The 14566-nt window shown below is 50.0% G+C and carries 16 protein-coding genes and 1 pseudogene; 9 read left to right on the top strand and 8 right to left on the bottom strand.

The annotated features are described in order from the left end of the window. Positions 1-14: 14 nt before the first annotated feature. The 4 genes from CWM47_RS35855 to CWM47_RS35870 all read right to left on the bottom strand — a co-directional run bounded on the left by CWM47_RS35855 (position 15) and on the right by CWM47_RS35870 (position 2550). Positions 15-467, bottom strand: a complete 453-nt coding sequence (locus CWM47_RS35855; protein ID WP_100993287.1) for a YsnF/AvaK domain-containing protein — start codon at positions 465-467, stop codon at positions 15-17. A 49-nt stretch (positions 468-516) separates the two neighbouring features. Next, the gene (locus tag CWM47_RS35860; RefSeq protein ID WP_100993288.1) at positions 517-885 is read right to left on the bottom strand and encodes a hypothetical protein; all 369 of its coding nucleotides are present in this window, start codon (positions 883-885) and stop codon (positions 517-519) included. A gap of 117 nt (positions 886-1002) precedes the next feature. Further along, complete coding sequence (locus tag CWM47_RS35865) at positions 1003-2049, bottom strand: YrzE family protein (RefSeq protein WP_100993289.1); 1047 nt, start codon at positions 2047-2049, stop codon at positions 1003-1005. 231 nt (positions 2050-2280) lie between these two features. Continuing rightward, entirely contained in the window at positions 2281-2550 is a 270-nt protein-coding gene (locus CWM47_RS35870) for a YtxH domain-containing protein (protein ID WP_100993290.1), read from the bottom strand. Between the two features lie 453 nt (positions 2551-3003). On the opposite strand from CWM47_RS35870, the gene CWM47_RS35875 reads away from it, so the two are divergent. The 4 genes and pseudogenes from CWM47_RS35875 to CWM47_RS35895 form a co-directional block, all read left to right on the top strand. Then, entirely contained in the window at positions 3004-3327 is a 324-nt protein-coding gene (locus CWM47_RS35875) for a hypothetical protein (RefSeq protein WP_100993291.1), read from the top strand. A gap of 562 nt (positions 3328-3889) precedes the next feature. Then, positions 3890-4207, top strand: a complete 318-nt coding sequence (locus CWM47_RS35885) for a transposase (RefSeq protein ID WP_100993293.1) — start codon at positions 3890-3892, stop codon at positions 4205-4207. Further along, on the top strand, positions 4135-4860 hold the full coding sequence (locus CWM47_RS35890) for an IS3 family transposase (RefSeq protein ID WP_157816245.1): 726 nt from the start codon (positions 4135-4137) through the stop codon (positions 4858-4860). Before CWM47_RS35885 ends, CWM47_RS35890 begins: the two co-directional genes overlap by 73 nt. 272 nt (positions 4861-5132) lie before the next feature. Further along, positions 5133-5432 (top strand): annotated as a pseudogene (locus CWM47_RS35895) (IS110 family transposase); the annotation flags it as partial. A gap of 8 nt (positions 5433-5440) precedes the next feature. Here CWM47_RS35895 and CWM47_RS35900 read toward each other — a convergent pair. The 3 genes from CWM47_RS35900 to CWM47_RS35910 all read right to left on the bottom strand — a co-directional run bounded on the left by CWM47_RS35900 (position 5441) and on the right by CWM47_RS35910 (position 6480). Further along, on the bottom strand, positions 5441-5587 hold the full coding sequence (locus tag CWM47_RS35900) for an alpha/beta fold hydrolase (protein ID WP_240625624.1): 147 nt from the start codon (positions 5585-5587) through the stop codon (positions 5441-5443). 313 nt (positions 5588-5900) lie between these two features. Then, positions 5901-6092 (bottom strand): hypothetical protein, encoded by a 192-nt coding sequence (locus CWM47_RS35905; protein WP_100993295.1) that lies wholly within the window; start codon positions 6090-6092, stop codon positions 5901-5903. Positions 6093-6288: 196 nt separating this feature from the next. Further along, the gene (locus CWM47_RS35910; protein ID WP_100993296.1) at positions 6289-6480 is read right to left on the bottom strand and encodes a cold-shock protein; all 192 of its coding nucleotides are present in this window, start codon (positions 6478-6480) and stop codon (positions 6289-6291) included. 269 nt (positions 6481-6749) lie between these two features. On the opposite strand from CWM47_RS35910, the gene CWM47_RS35915 reads away from it, so the two are divergent. The 3 genes from CWM47_RS35915 to CWM47_RS35925 all read left to right on the top strand — a co-directional run bounded on the left by CWM47_RS35915 (position 6750) and on the right by CWM47_RS35925 (position 11039). Then, complete coding sequence (locus tag CWM47_RS35915) at positions 6750-8285, top strand: hypothetical protein (protein ID WP_100993297.1); 1536 nt, start codon at positions 6750-6752, stop codon at positions 8283-8285. A gap of 309 nt (positions 8286-8594) precedes the next feature. Then, positions 8595-10037 (top strand): amidohydrolase family protein, encoded by a 1443-nt coding sequence (locus CWM47_RS35920; protein ID WP_100993298.1) that lies wholly within the window; start codon positions 8595-8597, stop codon positions 10035-10037. Positions 10038-10634: 597 nt separating this feature from the next. Further along, positions 10635-11039, top strand: a complete 405-nt coding sequence (locus tag CWM47_RS35925; RefSeq protein WP_100993299.1) for an RNA polymerase sigma factor — start codon at positions 10635-10637, stop codon at positions 11037-11039. Positions 11040-12717: 1678 nt separating this feature from the next. Here the strand turns inward: CWM47_RS35925 and CWM47_RS35930 are convergent. Further along, positions 12718-13716, bottom strand: a complete 999-nt coding sequence (locus tag CWM47_RS35930) for an acyltransferase family protein (protein WP_100993300.1) — start codon at positions 13714-13716, stop codon at positions 12718-12720. A gap of 347 nt (positions 13717-14063) precedes the next feature. Here CWM47_RS35930 and CWM47_RS38575 point away from each other — a divergent pair, with 347 nt between their 5' ends. Together CWM47_RS38575 and CWM47_RS40525 are read left to right on the top strand one after the other, a co-directional pair. Next, positions 14064-14216 carry a hypothetical protein gene (locus CWM47_RS38575; RefSeq protein WP_157816174.1) on the top strand — a complete coding sequence of 51 codons (153 nt, stop codon included), beginning with the start codon at positions 14064-14066 and terminating at the stop codon, positions 14214-14216. Positions 14217-14231: 15 nt separating this feature from the next. After that, on the top strand, positions 14232-14468 hold the full coding sequence (locus CWM47_RS40525) for a GNAT family N-acetyltransferase (RefSeq protein ID WP_157816175.1): 237 nt from the start codon (positions 14232-14234) through the stop codon (positions 14466-14468). The last annotated feature ends 98 nt before the right edge of the window (positions 14469-14566 follow it).

Genomic DNA, 14566 nt, shown 5'->3' on the forward strand with positions numbered 1-14566 from the left:
CGAAGGCCTATTTCTCAGGCCGGACGTTCGGCAGTTAGGGGAGTTCGCGCAACGGTGATTTCTTCCCGGCGAAGGGGAACCGTCTGGGTCGCCTCAGTTTGGCTATGCTGGCGGGTTACCCGGATTTCTTCGACGAGCATCAACCGTTTCTGGACTACCAGCACTTCTTTCACCACGGGATAAATAGTGGTATTGCCTTCCTGACGAGTGGCGGGCAGTTCGTCCACGTACTGATTGAGCGCCATCCGTTCGACGGTGTAGGTTTCATGCTGTAGCGGGATGGTTAGGGTCTGCTCTTGCTCGTGTACCGTTTTGGTGAGCGTCACCCGGCCCGTTTCTACCAGCTGAGTCGTTACCTGAAGCAGCTCTTGGATCACAGGAATGCGCACGGTCCCGGCCGATGCTGGGTCGACTGCCAGAAAAAACGGGCCGTCGGTTAGCGGTGGAGTAGTTTCTAGGGGGATCATAAAGGCAGCGAAAAAATCAAGTAGTTTTTTGTCCTAAGTACAAGGGTAGTCAATGCATCGAGTTGGCTGTATCCGCTTTGGAACTAGTAGACGCCTGACGCAACGCCGTTGACAACCCCTCCAGCAGCGCCGGCATTTCCCCCTCCCCGCCCATCTGGGTCGAGAAGAAAGTGAGCTGCTCGGCCAGCGGGCCGACCATTTCGCGCACCGTCGATTCATCTACCGGGTTGGCCGCTAAGAGGGTTTTAAGGGTTACGAGCTGATCCGCCAGGGGCCGGGTATTTTCCCCGGCCTGCAGGGGCGCCAGCCACGCCTCAATCAGGGCTATCCCGGCCTGGGGCGTCAAGGCATCTGACTCGCCCATCAATTGGGTGGTGGTCTGATCGAGTAACTCGGTGGTATCCGCTAAAGAGAGCATGCGTTAGGAGTTAAAGGACAAAAAATGCGTAGGTAAGCCTCACTCAACCAGGCCCCTACCGAGCCGGCTAGTGTTGGCCAGCGGATCAACTAACTCCCCGCTGGCCAACGGAACATGTCATTCGTTACGCCGGTTACCCACCGGGCGGTCGTATGGATTGACATCGTCCTTGGAGTCGGTGCCCAACTTGGCCCCGTAGCCCGAGGCTGCCACGCCGATGAGCAGTCCCAAAAAGCCGAAAATAGCCGCTTTTGAGGCCGCCGAGGCCGTCGCATCGGCTACCTGCCGCGCTTTCACCTCAGCGTCTTTCTTGGCCTGCTCAACTTTGGCGCTCGCCTGCTGATAGGTTTTGATCCAGCTATCGACCGTTTGCTCGGCTTCGGCCTGGCTTTTACCCGTACGCTTCATGACCACATTAACCGCATCATCTTTATCCACGCTATTGACCGTGGCCTGACCCTGTTTGAACAGGCGGCTGAACAGGCCACTGGCGACATCATCCGCCGCCTGGGGATCGGAGGCCGCCCGGCTAGCCGCTGCTTTGGTCTGATCGCCCGCCCGGTCGGCTTTGGCTTCCAGGGTGTTGGGATTTAGTTTGGGATCGCCCGTTTGGCGCAAGAGTTGATTGACTTCATCTTTCAAATCACCCAGGTCCAGGTTGTCCGTATTGATGCCGTTGGCTTTAAGCTGGTCCTGGACCGCGTTGCCGATGCTGGGAGCTGCGGAGGCAACCGCTGATCCGGCTGTACTGACTAAACTGCCCACCAGTTTACCGGCTCCACCAATAATGCTGCCTAGGGTGGTGGTTAGAAAATAGATCGTCAGTAGCGTCACCAGACACCAGGTTAATACCCCGTGGATAATGCCGTCGAAGAGTCGGGGGGCGCTGGCCAGCCGCCCGGCGATCCAGCCCCCAACAAACAGCGAGAGCAAGCTACTGATAATGTACCAGATGGCACTGCCGATGCCCAGGCCTGCGGCGGGGTTGCGCTCCTCGAGGGGATCAACGGTGCCCAGGCCGATGCCCAGGCCCAGCAGGGTCAACAGCATCTGGGTGACGATGGCCACCAGCACCCCGGCAAAAATGGCGCTCCAGGAAATGCGTTTCATCAAATTTAATCCGCCCGTCAGGGGCTGGTTGGTATACAAAGGTTCAGCTTCCATAGTAAATAAATAGACTTTAACTGGTGGTCAGGAGATTGAAGGGCTCCTCCTGCCTGGCCCGGCTGATGTCCCGCTATAGTTTCGCTGGGGCGAATGTCTACGCAGAACAATTAAAAGATGAGCCCCTAACCACCCCTGGCCGGGAGCTCTTTCCATCACGTTGAGTAATCAGACTAGTTATTCTGGGCAATCTGATAATGGTCTCCTGGAGACCAGTGTTGCGTTAGTTTTTTAGGAACGGCTTCTGGCACTACCGAATCGATCTATTCGTGTCTTAGTTAACAGGTTTGGCAAGGAGAGACCCGTGTTCACCTGGACCACCCGGAGTAGCGTCTTCACCTGGGCAATGGTTATATCCCATTGATTTTTGATCTGTTTACCTTTTTCTACGGTTTGCCTGGTCGAGTCGACCAGGGTGTGGCGCAGCTGCTTACCAGACCGGGGAGCCGTCAGGTAGGCGATAGCGATGCCCGACGCGAGGCCAGTGAAAAAACGGATCATAACAGTCTAGTTAACTGGATGAATAAAGAGATTTATCCAACTGGTCTGACAAAAGCATGCCATCAAGGAAAAAGGGTCAATGCGCTTCCTGGTCTATTTAATGCCTGAAGCGGCGCTATAGTCTTGTGCCCCACAATGGGGTAAGAATACCCCAAAACGTGGTAATGTTAACACCTCGTAACGCGCACAAATACAGCGAATTATGGGCTAAAATTGGCTCTATATGATCCAGTCATTAACCGGCCAGAGTTTCGTAAATGATATAACTCTGGGCTACTCGGTTATTACAATTAGCTGACTCTACGGTTTTTCGCAACGCTTGACTAATCAACATGGGTTGATTAGTTTTGGCAAAAGTGCTCGCTGTCGCTAGTATCCAGTTGCTTTGCCGAATCGATTTAGCCAATTGCTCCTGGTTTTCATCTCCTTCATGACAACTTATACATATTCCCTATGAAAACGATTCTTTACGTCTTAGCGATTTTATTAAGCTTAGGGCAGTCGGTTGGGGGGCTAGCTCAATCTACCCCACCTGCCCAGAAAATGTCGGTTAACGACCGCCTGACCAAGGCCCGGGCCGCGAAAGCTGAAAAAAGCGCCAACAAAGCAATGCCCGCGGGGGCCAGCGAGTCGAAAGCGAGCCCAGCTGACTATAAAGCACCCGTCGATAAGACCCAGAAAGGTCCCCACGGGGAGGTTGTTCACACCGGCGAACAAGGCGGCAAGTTCTACATCAATGCCAACGGCAATAAGACGTATTTGAGTAGTAATCAATGAACCGACGTTGGGAGTTAGTCGAGCGAAGTGACTAGCCGGTGCTTGTCCACGCCCCTCACTCATCCTGTTTTCAATCTATTGGGTAGACCGCTTTCCCGATGGCGAAAACAAATACACTAGCTACAGAATGTTTACGAAGCATCTATGCCGCCAAGCCAATTCATGCTCGATTAGCAGATTGTACTGACCAATGGGTTATAGCGCATGCTATGCGGCATAATGCCTGCTGAGCGACTTTTGATGAAATCTTACCGGCCTTGTGCATCATTTCAGCAATTGACAAAGCCCAACGGTTATTGTCATTATCCGCAGCCATTTCCTTGTTGACCCGAACGCCCAGCACTGACGCGGCCGCTTTCTTTTTGTTAGGTCCGCCGATTCTCCACTCACCTAGCCGGTTGCGCCTGGCCTCTAAAGCCTGCCGGGTCCGTATGCTGATCAATTCCCGCTCCCTGCGGCAATGGCCATGAATAGCGTTAGGGTAAATTTGTCGAGGTTATGGACTTGCTACATTTGACTGGAGACAGATTTTAAGCACATTTGGGGAAAACCGAAAGTACCCATGAAGAAAAGACGTGTTTTTGACGAGGCCTTCAAGCGGATGGCCGTCGAGTTGTCCCACGCCAAAGGTTCCGTACAGGAAGCTGCCCGTGAGCTCGGCATTGATGCCAGCCGAGTCACCAAATGGCGACAAAGCCACAAAAGCCCTAGTCAGTTTGCAACTGCGACCATCGGGCTAAGTGAGGAGCAGAAACTGATCCGACGATTACAGAAAGAACTTAAAGACGCTCAGATAAAACGCGATATATTAAAAAAGGCAGTCGGCATCTTCTCCAGGGGCGACCGCGCGGCGGACCGTGGGAAATATTCCGATTTATAACGGAACATGCCAATCAGTTTCCCACGGTCCGCCGCGCGGTTGAGAAGATGTGTAAGGTGCTCAAGGTCAGTAGTAGTGGGTACTATTATTGGCGAAAGCATCCGGTTGGCGTCAGGCAACTAAAACAAGCTCAGTTGCTGGACCATATTCGAGAGGTACATGCCCAGAGCGAGTCCCGGTACGGTAGTCCTGGGATCGCTGATGAATTGCGGGAGCGGGGCGTGAAGACATCACGTAATCGGGTGGCCCGCCTGATGCATAAAGCGGCTATTCGTAGTATCATGTATAAGAAGTACCGAGTTCAGACTACCGACTCATCTCACAATTATCCGATAGCTAAAAATCTGTTAAACAGAGAGTTCACAGCAGATAAGCCAGGTCAGAAGTGGGTGTCCGATATTACCTACATTCCGACCCGCGAGGGTTGGTTATACCTGACAACCGTGCTGGATTTGGCCGACCGAAAAGTAATCGGATGGGCCTTGAGCGATGGTCTGAAAGCTGCGGATACGAGCGTAGCAGCTTGGCGTATGGCACTCAAAAACAGGAATATAGCGGGTGAACTTCTCTTTCATTCAGATCGTGGCGTCCAGTATGCCTGCACTGAAGGAGCATCTAAAGGGCTTGCCCGTCGTACAGAGCATGAGCCGTAAAGGCAACTGCGGCGTCGGCCTTTAGATTTGAGCCGTTGTATGATTCCAAGATGAGTCGTGTAACTTGATGCCACTCACAAAGCGTGAGCGACCAACCCCAGCAGAGGTACCTTAACGCGTCGGCAAGGCTAACGACCTATGGACCGATTAAAGACTCTGCTGGGATATCTTAGACGTTGTCTTCAGATAGAAATGCGGGTTCGTGGCCCATGAGCAAGGTATTGAAGGTGTCTAAGCGTTGGCCAACTCGTTTATTTATATTCTGTAAAGTTATGCAATTTGATTATTTCATTGGCGTGGATGTGTCCAAAGTTACTCTCGACTTTGCGGTTGCGAAAACCAATCAAGTCCTGTTTCATCAGCAGGTCAGCAATGATCAAAAAGGCATTACTGATTTTCTTAAGGCGTTACGTCAGCAAACCAAAGCAAGTATTGAACAGTGTCTATTTTGCCTGGAATTTACAGGCATCTACAACAACCCACTTCTAAAAAAACTTCACCAGCTTTCAGCTTCCATTTGGATCGAGCGAGCAGTTCACATCCAGGAAAGCATAGGACTTACGCGGGGCAAAAACGCTAGCTAGCTAGCGGGTAAGTCCAGCGCGATTACATCCCGCTGGGTGGCCAACTCATCCAGAATGAGATCCCAAGTCTTCAGGGAACTGCCAATGCCGTGAAGCAGCAAAAGTGGTTTACCGGACCCACGCCGGCTATAAGTCAGAGTCATACGTAGTAGGCAGTCAGATAGTCTGTTTAGGTTAGTCAGTTTTTCGCTAGACAACCTAGCATGAACCACGGATGGGGTCTTTAGTTTAGAACTGGACTTGCTACCTTTTTTTAGGCAGCTGTTTCTTACTGTAGTGTCCAGTTTAAAGTAGCAGATTCATACTTATTCACCTGAATTCTTGGGTGAAGACTCAGCCTACCATACCCGCCTACATCGTCTATTCAATAATTCCTGAATAAGATGGACCTCAGGCAGCAGACTATACTCAGATAAAACGGTCGTGACTCGCTGGCGGGTTTGCTTATCATGGCTGTTAATCCGACTTAGCCGGGGTGATTAGAATGGGCTCCGCAATCCGCAAGTGAGGATACTTTTGCTGGCATAGCTCTCGAAATAAAGCTTCTTTTTGATCAACCGAATCGACCCCAAAAAGTATCCTGGCTACTTCGGCCGAAACGATACCCTGACCATCGACGAGTTGGGCTTTAAACAGAAGCGTAACCATAAATGAGGTATCCGGTACGAGTAAGCAGCCTATTGCATTAAGGTTTCATTTTGATTTTCTCTATCGTGACAGGCTTTAGCCCAAACCTGTTTAGGAATAAAAACCTGTTTAGGAATAACAGGAGCCCGGATCCGGTAAACTAAAAAACAGGCAGAAGTAGCCTGTTTTTGTCCCGTCAATGAACGCCTGATTTGGTCTAAGCCAGTTCAACGTTGACCGCGTTTAAGCCTTTTTTGCCCCGCTCAACGGTGAATTTGACTTTGTCGTTCTCCCGCAGTTGATCGATCAGTCCTGAAGCGTGGACAAAAATGTCTTCGCCCCCATCATCGGGTTTAATGAAGCCAAAGCCCTTACTGTCATTGAAAAATTTTACCGTTCCTGTTGCCATTACTGAATAAACGTTAGTTTCAGGAGCAAGAACGGAAGAAGACATTAAACCGCCAAATCGAGCTAGGGGCTTGAAAACCAATTGGTCAAATCGTATTTAATGAATAGGCATAGGTCAAGACTAATCATACTACCCGTCGTAACTAAATGTGTAGCTTCCAGGAAATTGGGCAATCTATGCTTTCTGTACTTACGTAGATACTGACTCCATGGAGAATCGCTTCAGGATAATCTGACCCTATTAAGATGACTAACGCCTATTCCTTGCGTATGCCAGCTCTCCTGCTGTCAGGCCTGATGGTTGTAGCAACAGCTGGCTGCCAGAGTGAAAGCTCAACCAAGACTACCGCCCAAACCACTACCGACTCGGTGGGTGCTGGCCGCATTGAAGCGGGCCGGGAGATATACCGCAATGAAACATTTGGCGACGAGGGCTTCTGGACCGATGCGGTGCGCATGCCCCAGGGCATGAAGGCCGCCAAGCTTACGGTGCTCGACGCGCTGAAAGCCGGTGTCAGTTTCGATGTAGACGCCCTGCCCACCGACCTGAAAGCGGCCTTCATGAGTGAGCTTAAGACCGACCACTCGCCCGCCAAAGCGCCCAAGCTCAATGACCCCGCCACGCTCGACGCGTTGCTACAAAACAACGCCGTTATCGGTATGGTACCCAAAGGGGGCAAAGTGGGCGTGACTTGTGCGCTCTGCCATGCCATCACCGACAAGTCGATGTTTGAGCTACCGGGCAAGGGCAGCATTGGCAAGCGGATCGACGGCCCCACCCCGCACGGGCTCAACGTAGGCAAGCTGCTGGCCACCGCTGCCAACTCCCGCGCGCTCTTTCCTACCCTACAGTTGCAGCAGCCCGATGGAACGACCATTGGCCGTGCGCCGAAGGGCCTAACGGCTAACTCCTCCGAAGCGGACGTTGACGCCTACTTGAGCAACCCGAAGTACTACCCAATTGGTACATTTGATGATTCGCCTGACGGCAATGGCAACTCCATTCACATCACGCCCTTTTTTCGGCAGGATTTGGCCGCACCCTTCGGCTCATCGGGCCAGAATGACAAGCTAAATGATTTTAACAACACGGTCTACACCGCCTTATTTGACCAGAGTAACCTGCTCTCGCCCGGCGGCAAAGAGTTCATTCACCTGTTAGGTGCAGCCAGCGGTGACTCAATGGTGGCCGGTTATGCTAGGGTATTGACCGCTACTGGCGTTACGGGCTACCCCTATGTAACGGCTCCCGAGAAGGGCAAGCCCGGCGACCCGCCTACCCCCACCGGTAAGCGCGTGGACGAGCAGAAGCTGCGCGATCTGGAAGCCTACGTCCGCAGTCTGCAAGCGCCCAAGGGGGTTGTCACCAATGCCACCCAAGTGGCGAGTGGCCGCGCGCTGTTTGTGGCTCAAAATTGCACGTCTTGCCACAATACCAATCAGGGTGTGCCGGTCTCCACCAAGCTCATTCCCATGAAAACCATCTGGCCCGGCTACGCGCCTAAAGTGCTGGCCCAGCGACAGGCTCCCCTCTCGCCCATTCAGAACGCCCCTGGTACGTTCGACGATAAGATGGTGGTAGTGGACGCTAGTCCGGGTGGTGGCATTCGTGGCAACGCCCTTCCTTTGCTATTGGATCTGGCTCGTAAGCCCGTGTTTCTGCACGATGATTCGGTGAGTAGCCTGGATGAGTTGTTCAATCCGAAGCGGGGCAAAATGGCTCCTCACCCCTTCTATGTCGTTAGACCTGCTCAGCGAAGCGAGTTGGTGGCTTACCTAAAGAGTTTGGACACGGACAGTAAATAGATAGGTTGGGGTTTCATGGCCATTTTGCTCCAGTTCACCCCTAGAATGCCTTGACTTGATGGCTGTATGCGGTTTTTTGTTTTACGTGGCTGAGCGCATTCCTGTAAACGCACGTAGTGGCTCGGTTAAGCGTTAAAAAGTACACTGCCTGGCTACGCTGATCGATAGCCAGGCAGTGTACTTTTTAGCGAGTTGTTGTAGAACTCAGATGATGTAGGGGAGTGGCCGACTGGCGGCTCGTTGGTCACGGCGGTCAACTGAAAGCCGACAGGGCCAGCTATAGTACGGCAATCAGTCAAGATACGACCCATGAAAACTAGTTTCTTCTCTATTTTCGTTCTGGTAGCCATTTTTGGGGTCGTTAAGCCTCGGCTACCCGTTCGATCCCCTACGGCTTATTCATCCCAACAAGCCTCTCAGCCAGCCTATTTCGTGATTAAAAATGTGAATGTCATTCCCATGACCTCGCCGGGTGCGGTTATCATTCAGGCTAGCGTCGTCATCCGAAACGGCTACATTGAATCCCTGAACGGAGCGGTCACGCCAGAAGCGGTGCTCATTGATGGAAACGGAAAATGGCTCATTCCCGGACTCATCGATATGCACGTTCATACCCCGACCGATTTTTCTCTTGGGCCGCTAGTGCCCACCCAGCCGCCGGACGTAACCTTTAACACCCAGGATATCATGACGCCTTTCATCGCCAACGGGGTGACCACGATCGTAAATCTGAATGCCAACATGGACTCCTTTTCGCAACGAAAGGAAATACAAAAGGGCCAGGTGACCGGCCCTCGCATCGCGTTGGCCGCCCTGATTAATGGTGGCCAGGGCGCTGGCCGACGAGCCAATACCGCCCAGGCAGGTCGTCAGGCAGTTCGGGATGCCAAAGCGGAAGGCTACGAATTGATAAAGCTCTATTCACAACTCAATATCGAAACGTATGTAGCCATTATTGATGAAGCCAATAAACTCGGCTTAAAGACCGTCGGCCATATTCCGGATGCGTTTGGGGGAAAATTGAGGCAAGCCTTTGTCCCCCATTTCGGGATGGTCGCCCATGCGGAGGAATTTTCTAAACAGGCTAACGAGTTCAGTGATCAGGAAGCGAGGCGTTTTGCCCGGCTGGCCAAAGAAAACGGCACCTGGTTATCGCCTACCTTGACGGCCATGGTTCGGATCGCTGAGCAGGCCCGTTCGCTGGACAATCTCAAACGCTTACCCGAGCTGGCCTATATACATCCGCTGCTACAGAGTAAATGGCTGACGGCCAATAACTACAACCAGAACACGAGCCCGGAACGGGTGGCTTATTTTGACAAACTGGTTCGATTTCATGGTCAATTAGTACGGGCCTTTAAACAGGCCGGTGTGCCGATGGTGGCCGGAACGGACACCGGGGTTTCGGGCGTTGTGGGTGGCTTTTCTTTACAGGATGAATTGGCCCTTTTGCAACAAGCCGGATTAACTCCTGAAGAAGTGCTGCTATCCGCCACCCGGTTGCCCGCCACTTGGCTGGGGATCAACGCCCAAGTGGGCACCATCGAAGCCGGGAAATGGGCAGACCTGGTTTTGTTGGAGGCCAATCCGCTTGACGATATAAAAAATACCCGAACCATTACGGGTGTTTTTGTCAACGGCCACTGGCTAGCGAAGGCTCAATTAAGGGCTATGCTGGCTGAGCTGGCTAACCGGAATAGGGCCTCAACCGATCAATTTGATTGGAGGAAAATAATGGGCAATATAAAATGAGCCGCCTTGGTGCGGCCCCTAACCGAGGCTTAGACGAACTGAACAGCGTCGGTTGTTCATCCATAGAGCCACACTGGGTAAGTTGTTACCCAATTTCAGACCTTCAAATAGTATTTTGCCGGTATACCGGCTAGTAGCAAGGCCTTACTCTCCCTTTTCAATACATTGTACTTTTCAACGAAAGCGTTCACGAAATCTAACTATTTCGTGAACGCTATTGGGTAATGACCAGGGTCCTTTAGTAAGCTAAGGATCGTTCATTTGGCCAAGTAATAAATTGGACGAAATGAGTCTTATCCAAGGTGAGCTGATTGACTATTCATACTTGCCCAGTGTTTATCACAATCTCTACTTCATGTTTGCTGAAGGTAATTCCTAGCCTTCGGGTCACTCACGGCAGCGACCGACTAATAAATTTTTATGTTACTATATACTAATAACGTAAATAAAAACTATCTTTATATTATCAATATATTAAAAACGTATCCTATTTAGTCTAACTAGCCCGGTATCTTATATTTCTTTTCTAGGGCTAATAATTGCTATTTATCAAATCAATACCTGTTCAACTTACTCAGTCTGCTCTCAATCCTGACCATGCACTCGGCTACTGATCCCTCTTCTTTTCTGAGTGAAACTTCCCCCACCGCCCTCCTGCCCATCCACAGTCAAGAGGATTTTGGTCGTTTCTATGATCACTACGCCCCCCCGATTTATGGGCACTTGCTCCGCCAAACTACCGACGCTTCCTTAGCCGCCTCTATTCTGGCGGAGGTTTTTCGGACTATATGGGTCGAGCGAAACACCTTTAACGAGCATCAGGCCCGCTCCATCAAACAACATCCGATAAGTTGGTTACTAAGCATTGCTCATCAAAACGAAAGCCTAATCCAAACCCTAGAGGCCAATGGGCACAGACTAGTTGGACAACTAAAATCAAGTAAGCTAGAAAGCCTTGCTAGTACAGCTGACTGGCAACGTATCAAGTCAGCTCATCGGTAATAAATATTGAAGCCAGTTTCCTACAAGTTCTAACCCATCCAGTATAATCCTTAGTAAGTATGGCTATTGTAGCGCCTGTTTATTGCCTGCAGGAACTAGTTTATCACAGCAACAGCGAGTGTCATCACGCCCGCCATATCCCCCCAGTTAGTCAACGAATGGGAACGGGGGGCAAAGTGGAATGTTTATGCTGTCGCCAGTTAAACAAAGCTTTGCTTCGAGGGGCTCGTAAGAAGCACTTTGTTTTATACGTGCCCGCTTAACGGTAAGCTAGGATGATGTTCATCCTTAAAGTATAGCCGAATGACAAGCACGCTCATAGGGGCGGTCCAAAAAGAGTGGGCTGTATGGGAAGCGATTAATAATCGACTTAGTGGGAATCTAAATTAGTAAAAGAAACATCAGCTTTATCAACCCTACCCAGCCAAGAATTCCAGTCGATAGCCAGCTTTAAGCGAAACAACTATCGATCCTATCGAATGTGTCAGCAAGTATACATCATCCCTTTACAAGATGAGTCAACACCTTGATTGTTCAGTCAAACCGCTTCAGGATTTGAGTGCCGCTGCTCCTATTTCTACTGCTTTAGTCAGTCGACTACGGGTAATCCGTACTAGGTTGACTATGCTGTTGTGAAGGCGCTACTGTGATCCAATGAACGAATGGGCTTTGGCTGTTGATGTCTCGCCGTTGGATGAAAGCTGACTCGGTTAGATCGCTTCTGGGGTAAATTTTTAGTAGGTATGAACTTGACGGTTAAACGCTTTACTTTATTGTCAATATGCCATTCCAACAACCATCCAAACTCGCTTGGCTCTTGTCCTGCTGGGCAGCCTTGCGCTTTCTCATTCTGATTGCTCTCCTGCGAGTAAGAGAGGACCATTGACAGTACGCCGAGACGGATGAAACAGCGCAGCCAGTAGCGTGGAGATGGTAGGGCCTTTGACCAGCGGTCCTGCTCCGGCCCAGTCCGACCTACGTCAGCATTCCGATGGCGGAACCGGCCGCCGTTAATTTCGTAGTAAACTGGTGCTGAGCCACTTTTGGTGAAACCAAGTTCCAGCCCCTTTTGCTTCAGCTCGTTTTCTTTTCAGGCTTTCTTTGATAAGGTTGAAACTTCACTCAGAATTCTGATTTACTCATCCTATTGTGGAACCGGCCTCGCATGAACATTCCATTATCATCAGAAATGGTTCAGAATCAATGCCGCCGATATTTTGTGGTTACTGGTGCCAAAACTGCCAAACTGAGTACCATAAGTTCTTACCAATGATTCGTTCATCCTCCTGGTCTCAAGATTCACTCGGGTAGTGATTCCATCAGGGCAACCTGTTTGTTTCTGTCCGCAAACGTTCGTGTAAGATTTGTAACAAGAAAAAAAAGTCAAATGGGTTCTTCTTGTTGGCTGACTTATTCAAAGACAAGGTCAACCATTGATGACCTAGTTGATGGCCGCTTTGTCAGGCTTCGGACGGCGCTGACAATACCGGGCCAACCACTAATTCCTAAGCCGTGAGGCCCTACCTACATAAGTTTAGCCGTTACGTGTTTGTGTCCAACTCTTTATATGTCTTACAGGCATCCGTATCAAATTTTATCAGCGGGTACCTTTATGTACTAGTACCGGATGGGATGCTCCCAAGGACAAATGTCAAAATCGCAGCCAAATACGGGGTCATTACCTCCCGTTATACTTTCTAACCAGTGCATAGCGCTGAAAATTGCCTGTTAACATTTGAATACTACCGGGGCTGATGCGGTCTAAAACAAGCAGTACCAAGAAAAGTAACAATACCGATAAAAAGGGCCCAAGCCAACAAGCTATTTTGTCATCCTTTGGCCATAATTGGCTTGTTAAGTAATTTACTGCCGGATGATACAGATAAAAAGCCAACGAATACCGCTGACCATAATAACTTAGCGGACTGGTAGGGATTAGGGGGAGCTGCAAAGCGACTAAAAACAGGCCGGCCGCAAACAACACGGTGCCGTCAACAAAATTGTAAGGCAAGCTGGCTGGCTCATTTCTGGATAAGAGCCAGGCTTCTCCTAGCTGTAGCCCGGCTCCCAGCGCGACCATCCCGTAAGCCGTCCACCTTGACAGGCGCGTCTCTAGGCCCAACTTAGCAATTAAAAAGCCGATGCATAGAAAAGGAATGGACAAAAGAGAGCGGGCATAAATAGGATGAGGCGATAGACCAACCAGATAACTGTAGGGGTTTAGACCCAAGGTGAGCAGCAGGGCCCCTACCGCTAGAAGAGGTAAAAACCTCTCGCAGTCATTGACTAAAAAGAGCCAAAGTAGGCCATAGCCCATCAACAGAGAGGTCAGAAACCAAAGATGGAAGTAGGTGCCCACAAACAGGGTAAAATACGTGTTGAGCGAGTGGAGTGACCCATCGGTAATGCCTACAAAGAGGAGGTAAAAGAAATTAGCTACTAGGAGCAGGGTAACTAACGCTTTTAGGGTTTTGGCAAAAGCCTTCATCGATTGCTTATGAAAAGCTTGCTGAAAGTAGTAGCCGCTAACCATAAAGAAGAATAGGACTGTCCATCTTCCCAATAGCGTTAGGTAGGGCCCTTCATCGGTAAATCGACTGTGATTGACCACCACCATTAAGGCGGCCAGGAGTCGAAACACGTCAATACCGGCATTGCGATCAGAACGAATTGGCACGATCGTATCTTTATCATTTTTACAAATAAAATAAATATATTATTTGTAAAAATACAAATACGAATACTAAAGGAGTATTACCCTAAAAAGGTCTTTCTAAGAACGGGCTTCTACTGGCTAAACTGAAGCGTCCACTAAAGCAGACTTTATTGACCAATGGTTTTTCGATTTGACCAATGGGAGTACTACCCCAGGGTTGAACAGACCGACTGTCTATTTCAAAAAAACACCAGGATGGATGGATAGACTAACCGGTTGCCCTAAAACCACTCACGAATGACCCAAAAGCTTGACGCTGTATGCTACCAATCAAGTACTTTAGCTAAAAAAATGTGTACCTAACTTTTATGACCCTAACTTTCCCGATCAATAGGTTACCCGCCCTAAAAGCGATTATCGACTTATTCGACCATTCGAGCTATCATCCTACGAGAAAGAACGGGGATAGGGATCGATTGAAACAAATGCATGACCGGGCCAACTTGCTGGTGACGGCTTAGGAACACACGAAGCTGGTGGGTATAGCTCGCTCCTTAACGGACTTTTGTTATTGTTGCTACTTGTCAGATCTGGTCGTCCGAGATGATTACAAAGAGCAAGGTATTGGAAGAGAATTAGTCAGACTAACCAAATATCATGCGGGTGAGGGGTGCAAGCTAATTCTGCCCTCTTCCCCGGAAGCCGTTGGTTTTTATACCAAAACAGGCATGGAGCCAATTACCACGGCCTTCATCATTCGTCGATCTAAATAAGGTTACTACTTGTGCATCAAGAAAGACAAGCCAGGCCACTAGAACATCGATCCCGACGGCGGCGTACACGGTTAACTAAATTTGTACCTCTTTTACCT

The organism is Spirosoma pollinicola (assembly GCF_002831565.1).
GTDB classification, from domain to species: Bacteria; Bacteroidota; Bacteroidia; order Cytophagales; family Spirosomataceae; genus Spirosoma; species Spirosoma pollinicola.

Coding starts and splice junctions, on each gene's coding strand:
- CWM47_RS35855 (WP_100993287.1), bottom strand. CDS start 467: ATGATCCCCCTAGAAACTACTCCACCGCTAACCGACGGCCCGTTTTTT.
- CWM47_RS35860 (WP_100993288.1), bottom strand. CDS start 885: ATGCTCTCTTTAGCGGATACCACCGAGTTACTCGATCAGACCACCACC.
- CWM47_RS35865 (WP_100993289.1), bottom strand. CDS start 2,049: ATGGAAGCTGAACCTTTGTATACCAACCAGCCCCTGACGGGCGGATTA.
- CWM47_RS35870 (WP_100993290.1), bottom strand. CDS start 2,550: ATGATCCGTTTTTTCACTGGCCTCGCGTCGGGCATCGCTATCGCCTAC.
- CWM47_RS35875 (WP_100993291.1), top strand. CDS start 3,004: ATGAAAACGATTCTTTACGTCTTAGCGATTTTATTAAGCTTAGGGCAG.
- CWM47_RS35885 (WP_100993293.1), top strand. CDS start 3,890: ATGAAGAAAAGACGTGTTTTTGACGAGGCCTTCAAGCGGATGGCCGTC.
- CWM47_RS35900 (WP_240625624.1), bottom strand. CDS start 5,587: ATGACTCTGACTTATAGCCGGCGTGGGTCCGGTAAACCACTTTTGCTG.
- CWM47_RS35905 (WP_100993295.1), bottom strand. CDS start 6,092: ATGGTTACGCTTCTGTTTAAAGCCCAACTCGTCGATGGTCAGGGTATC.
- CWM47_RS35910 (WP_100993296.1), bottom strand. CDS start 6,480: ATGGCAACAGGAACGGTAAAATTTTTCAATGACAGTAAGGGCTTTGGC.
- CWM47_RS35915 (WP_100993297.1), top strand. CDS start 6,750: ATGCCAGCTCTCCTGCTGTCAGGCCTGATGGTTGTAGCAACAGCTGGC.
- CWM47_RS35920 (WP_100993298.1), top strand. CDS start 8,595: ATGAAAACTAGTTTCTTCTCTATTTTCGTTCTGGTAGCCATTTTTGGG.
- CWM47_RS35925 (WP_100993299.1), top strand. CDS start 10,635: ATGCACTCGGCTACTGATCCCTCTTCTTTTCTGAGTGAAACTTCCCCC.
- CWM47_RS38575 (WP_157816174.1), top strand. CDS start 14,064: ATGACCCTAACTTTCCCGATCAATAGGTTACCCGCCCTAAAAGCGATT.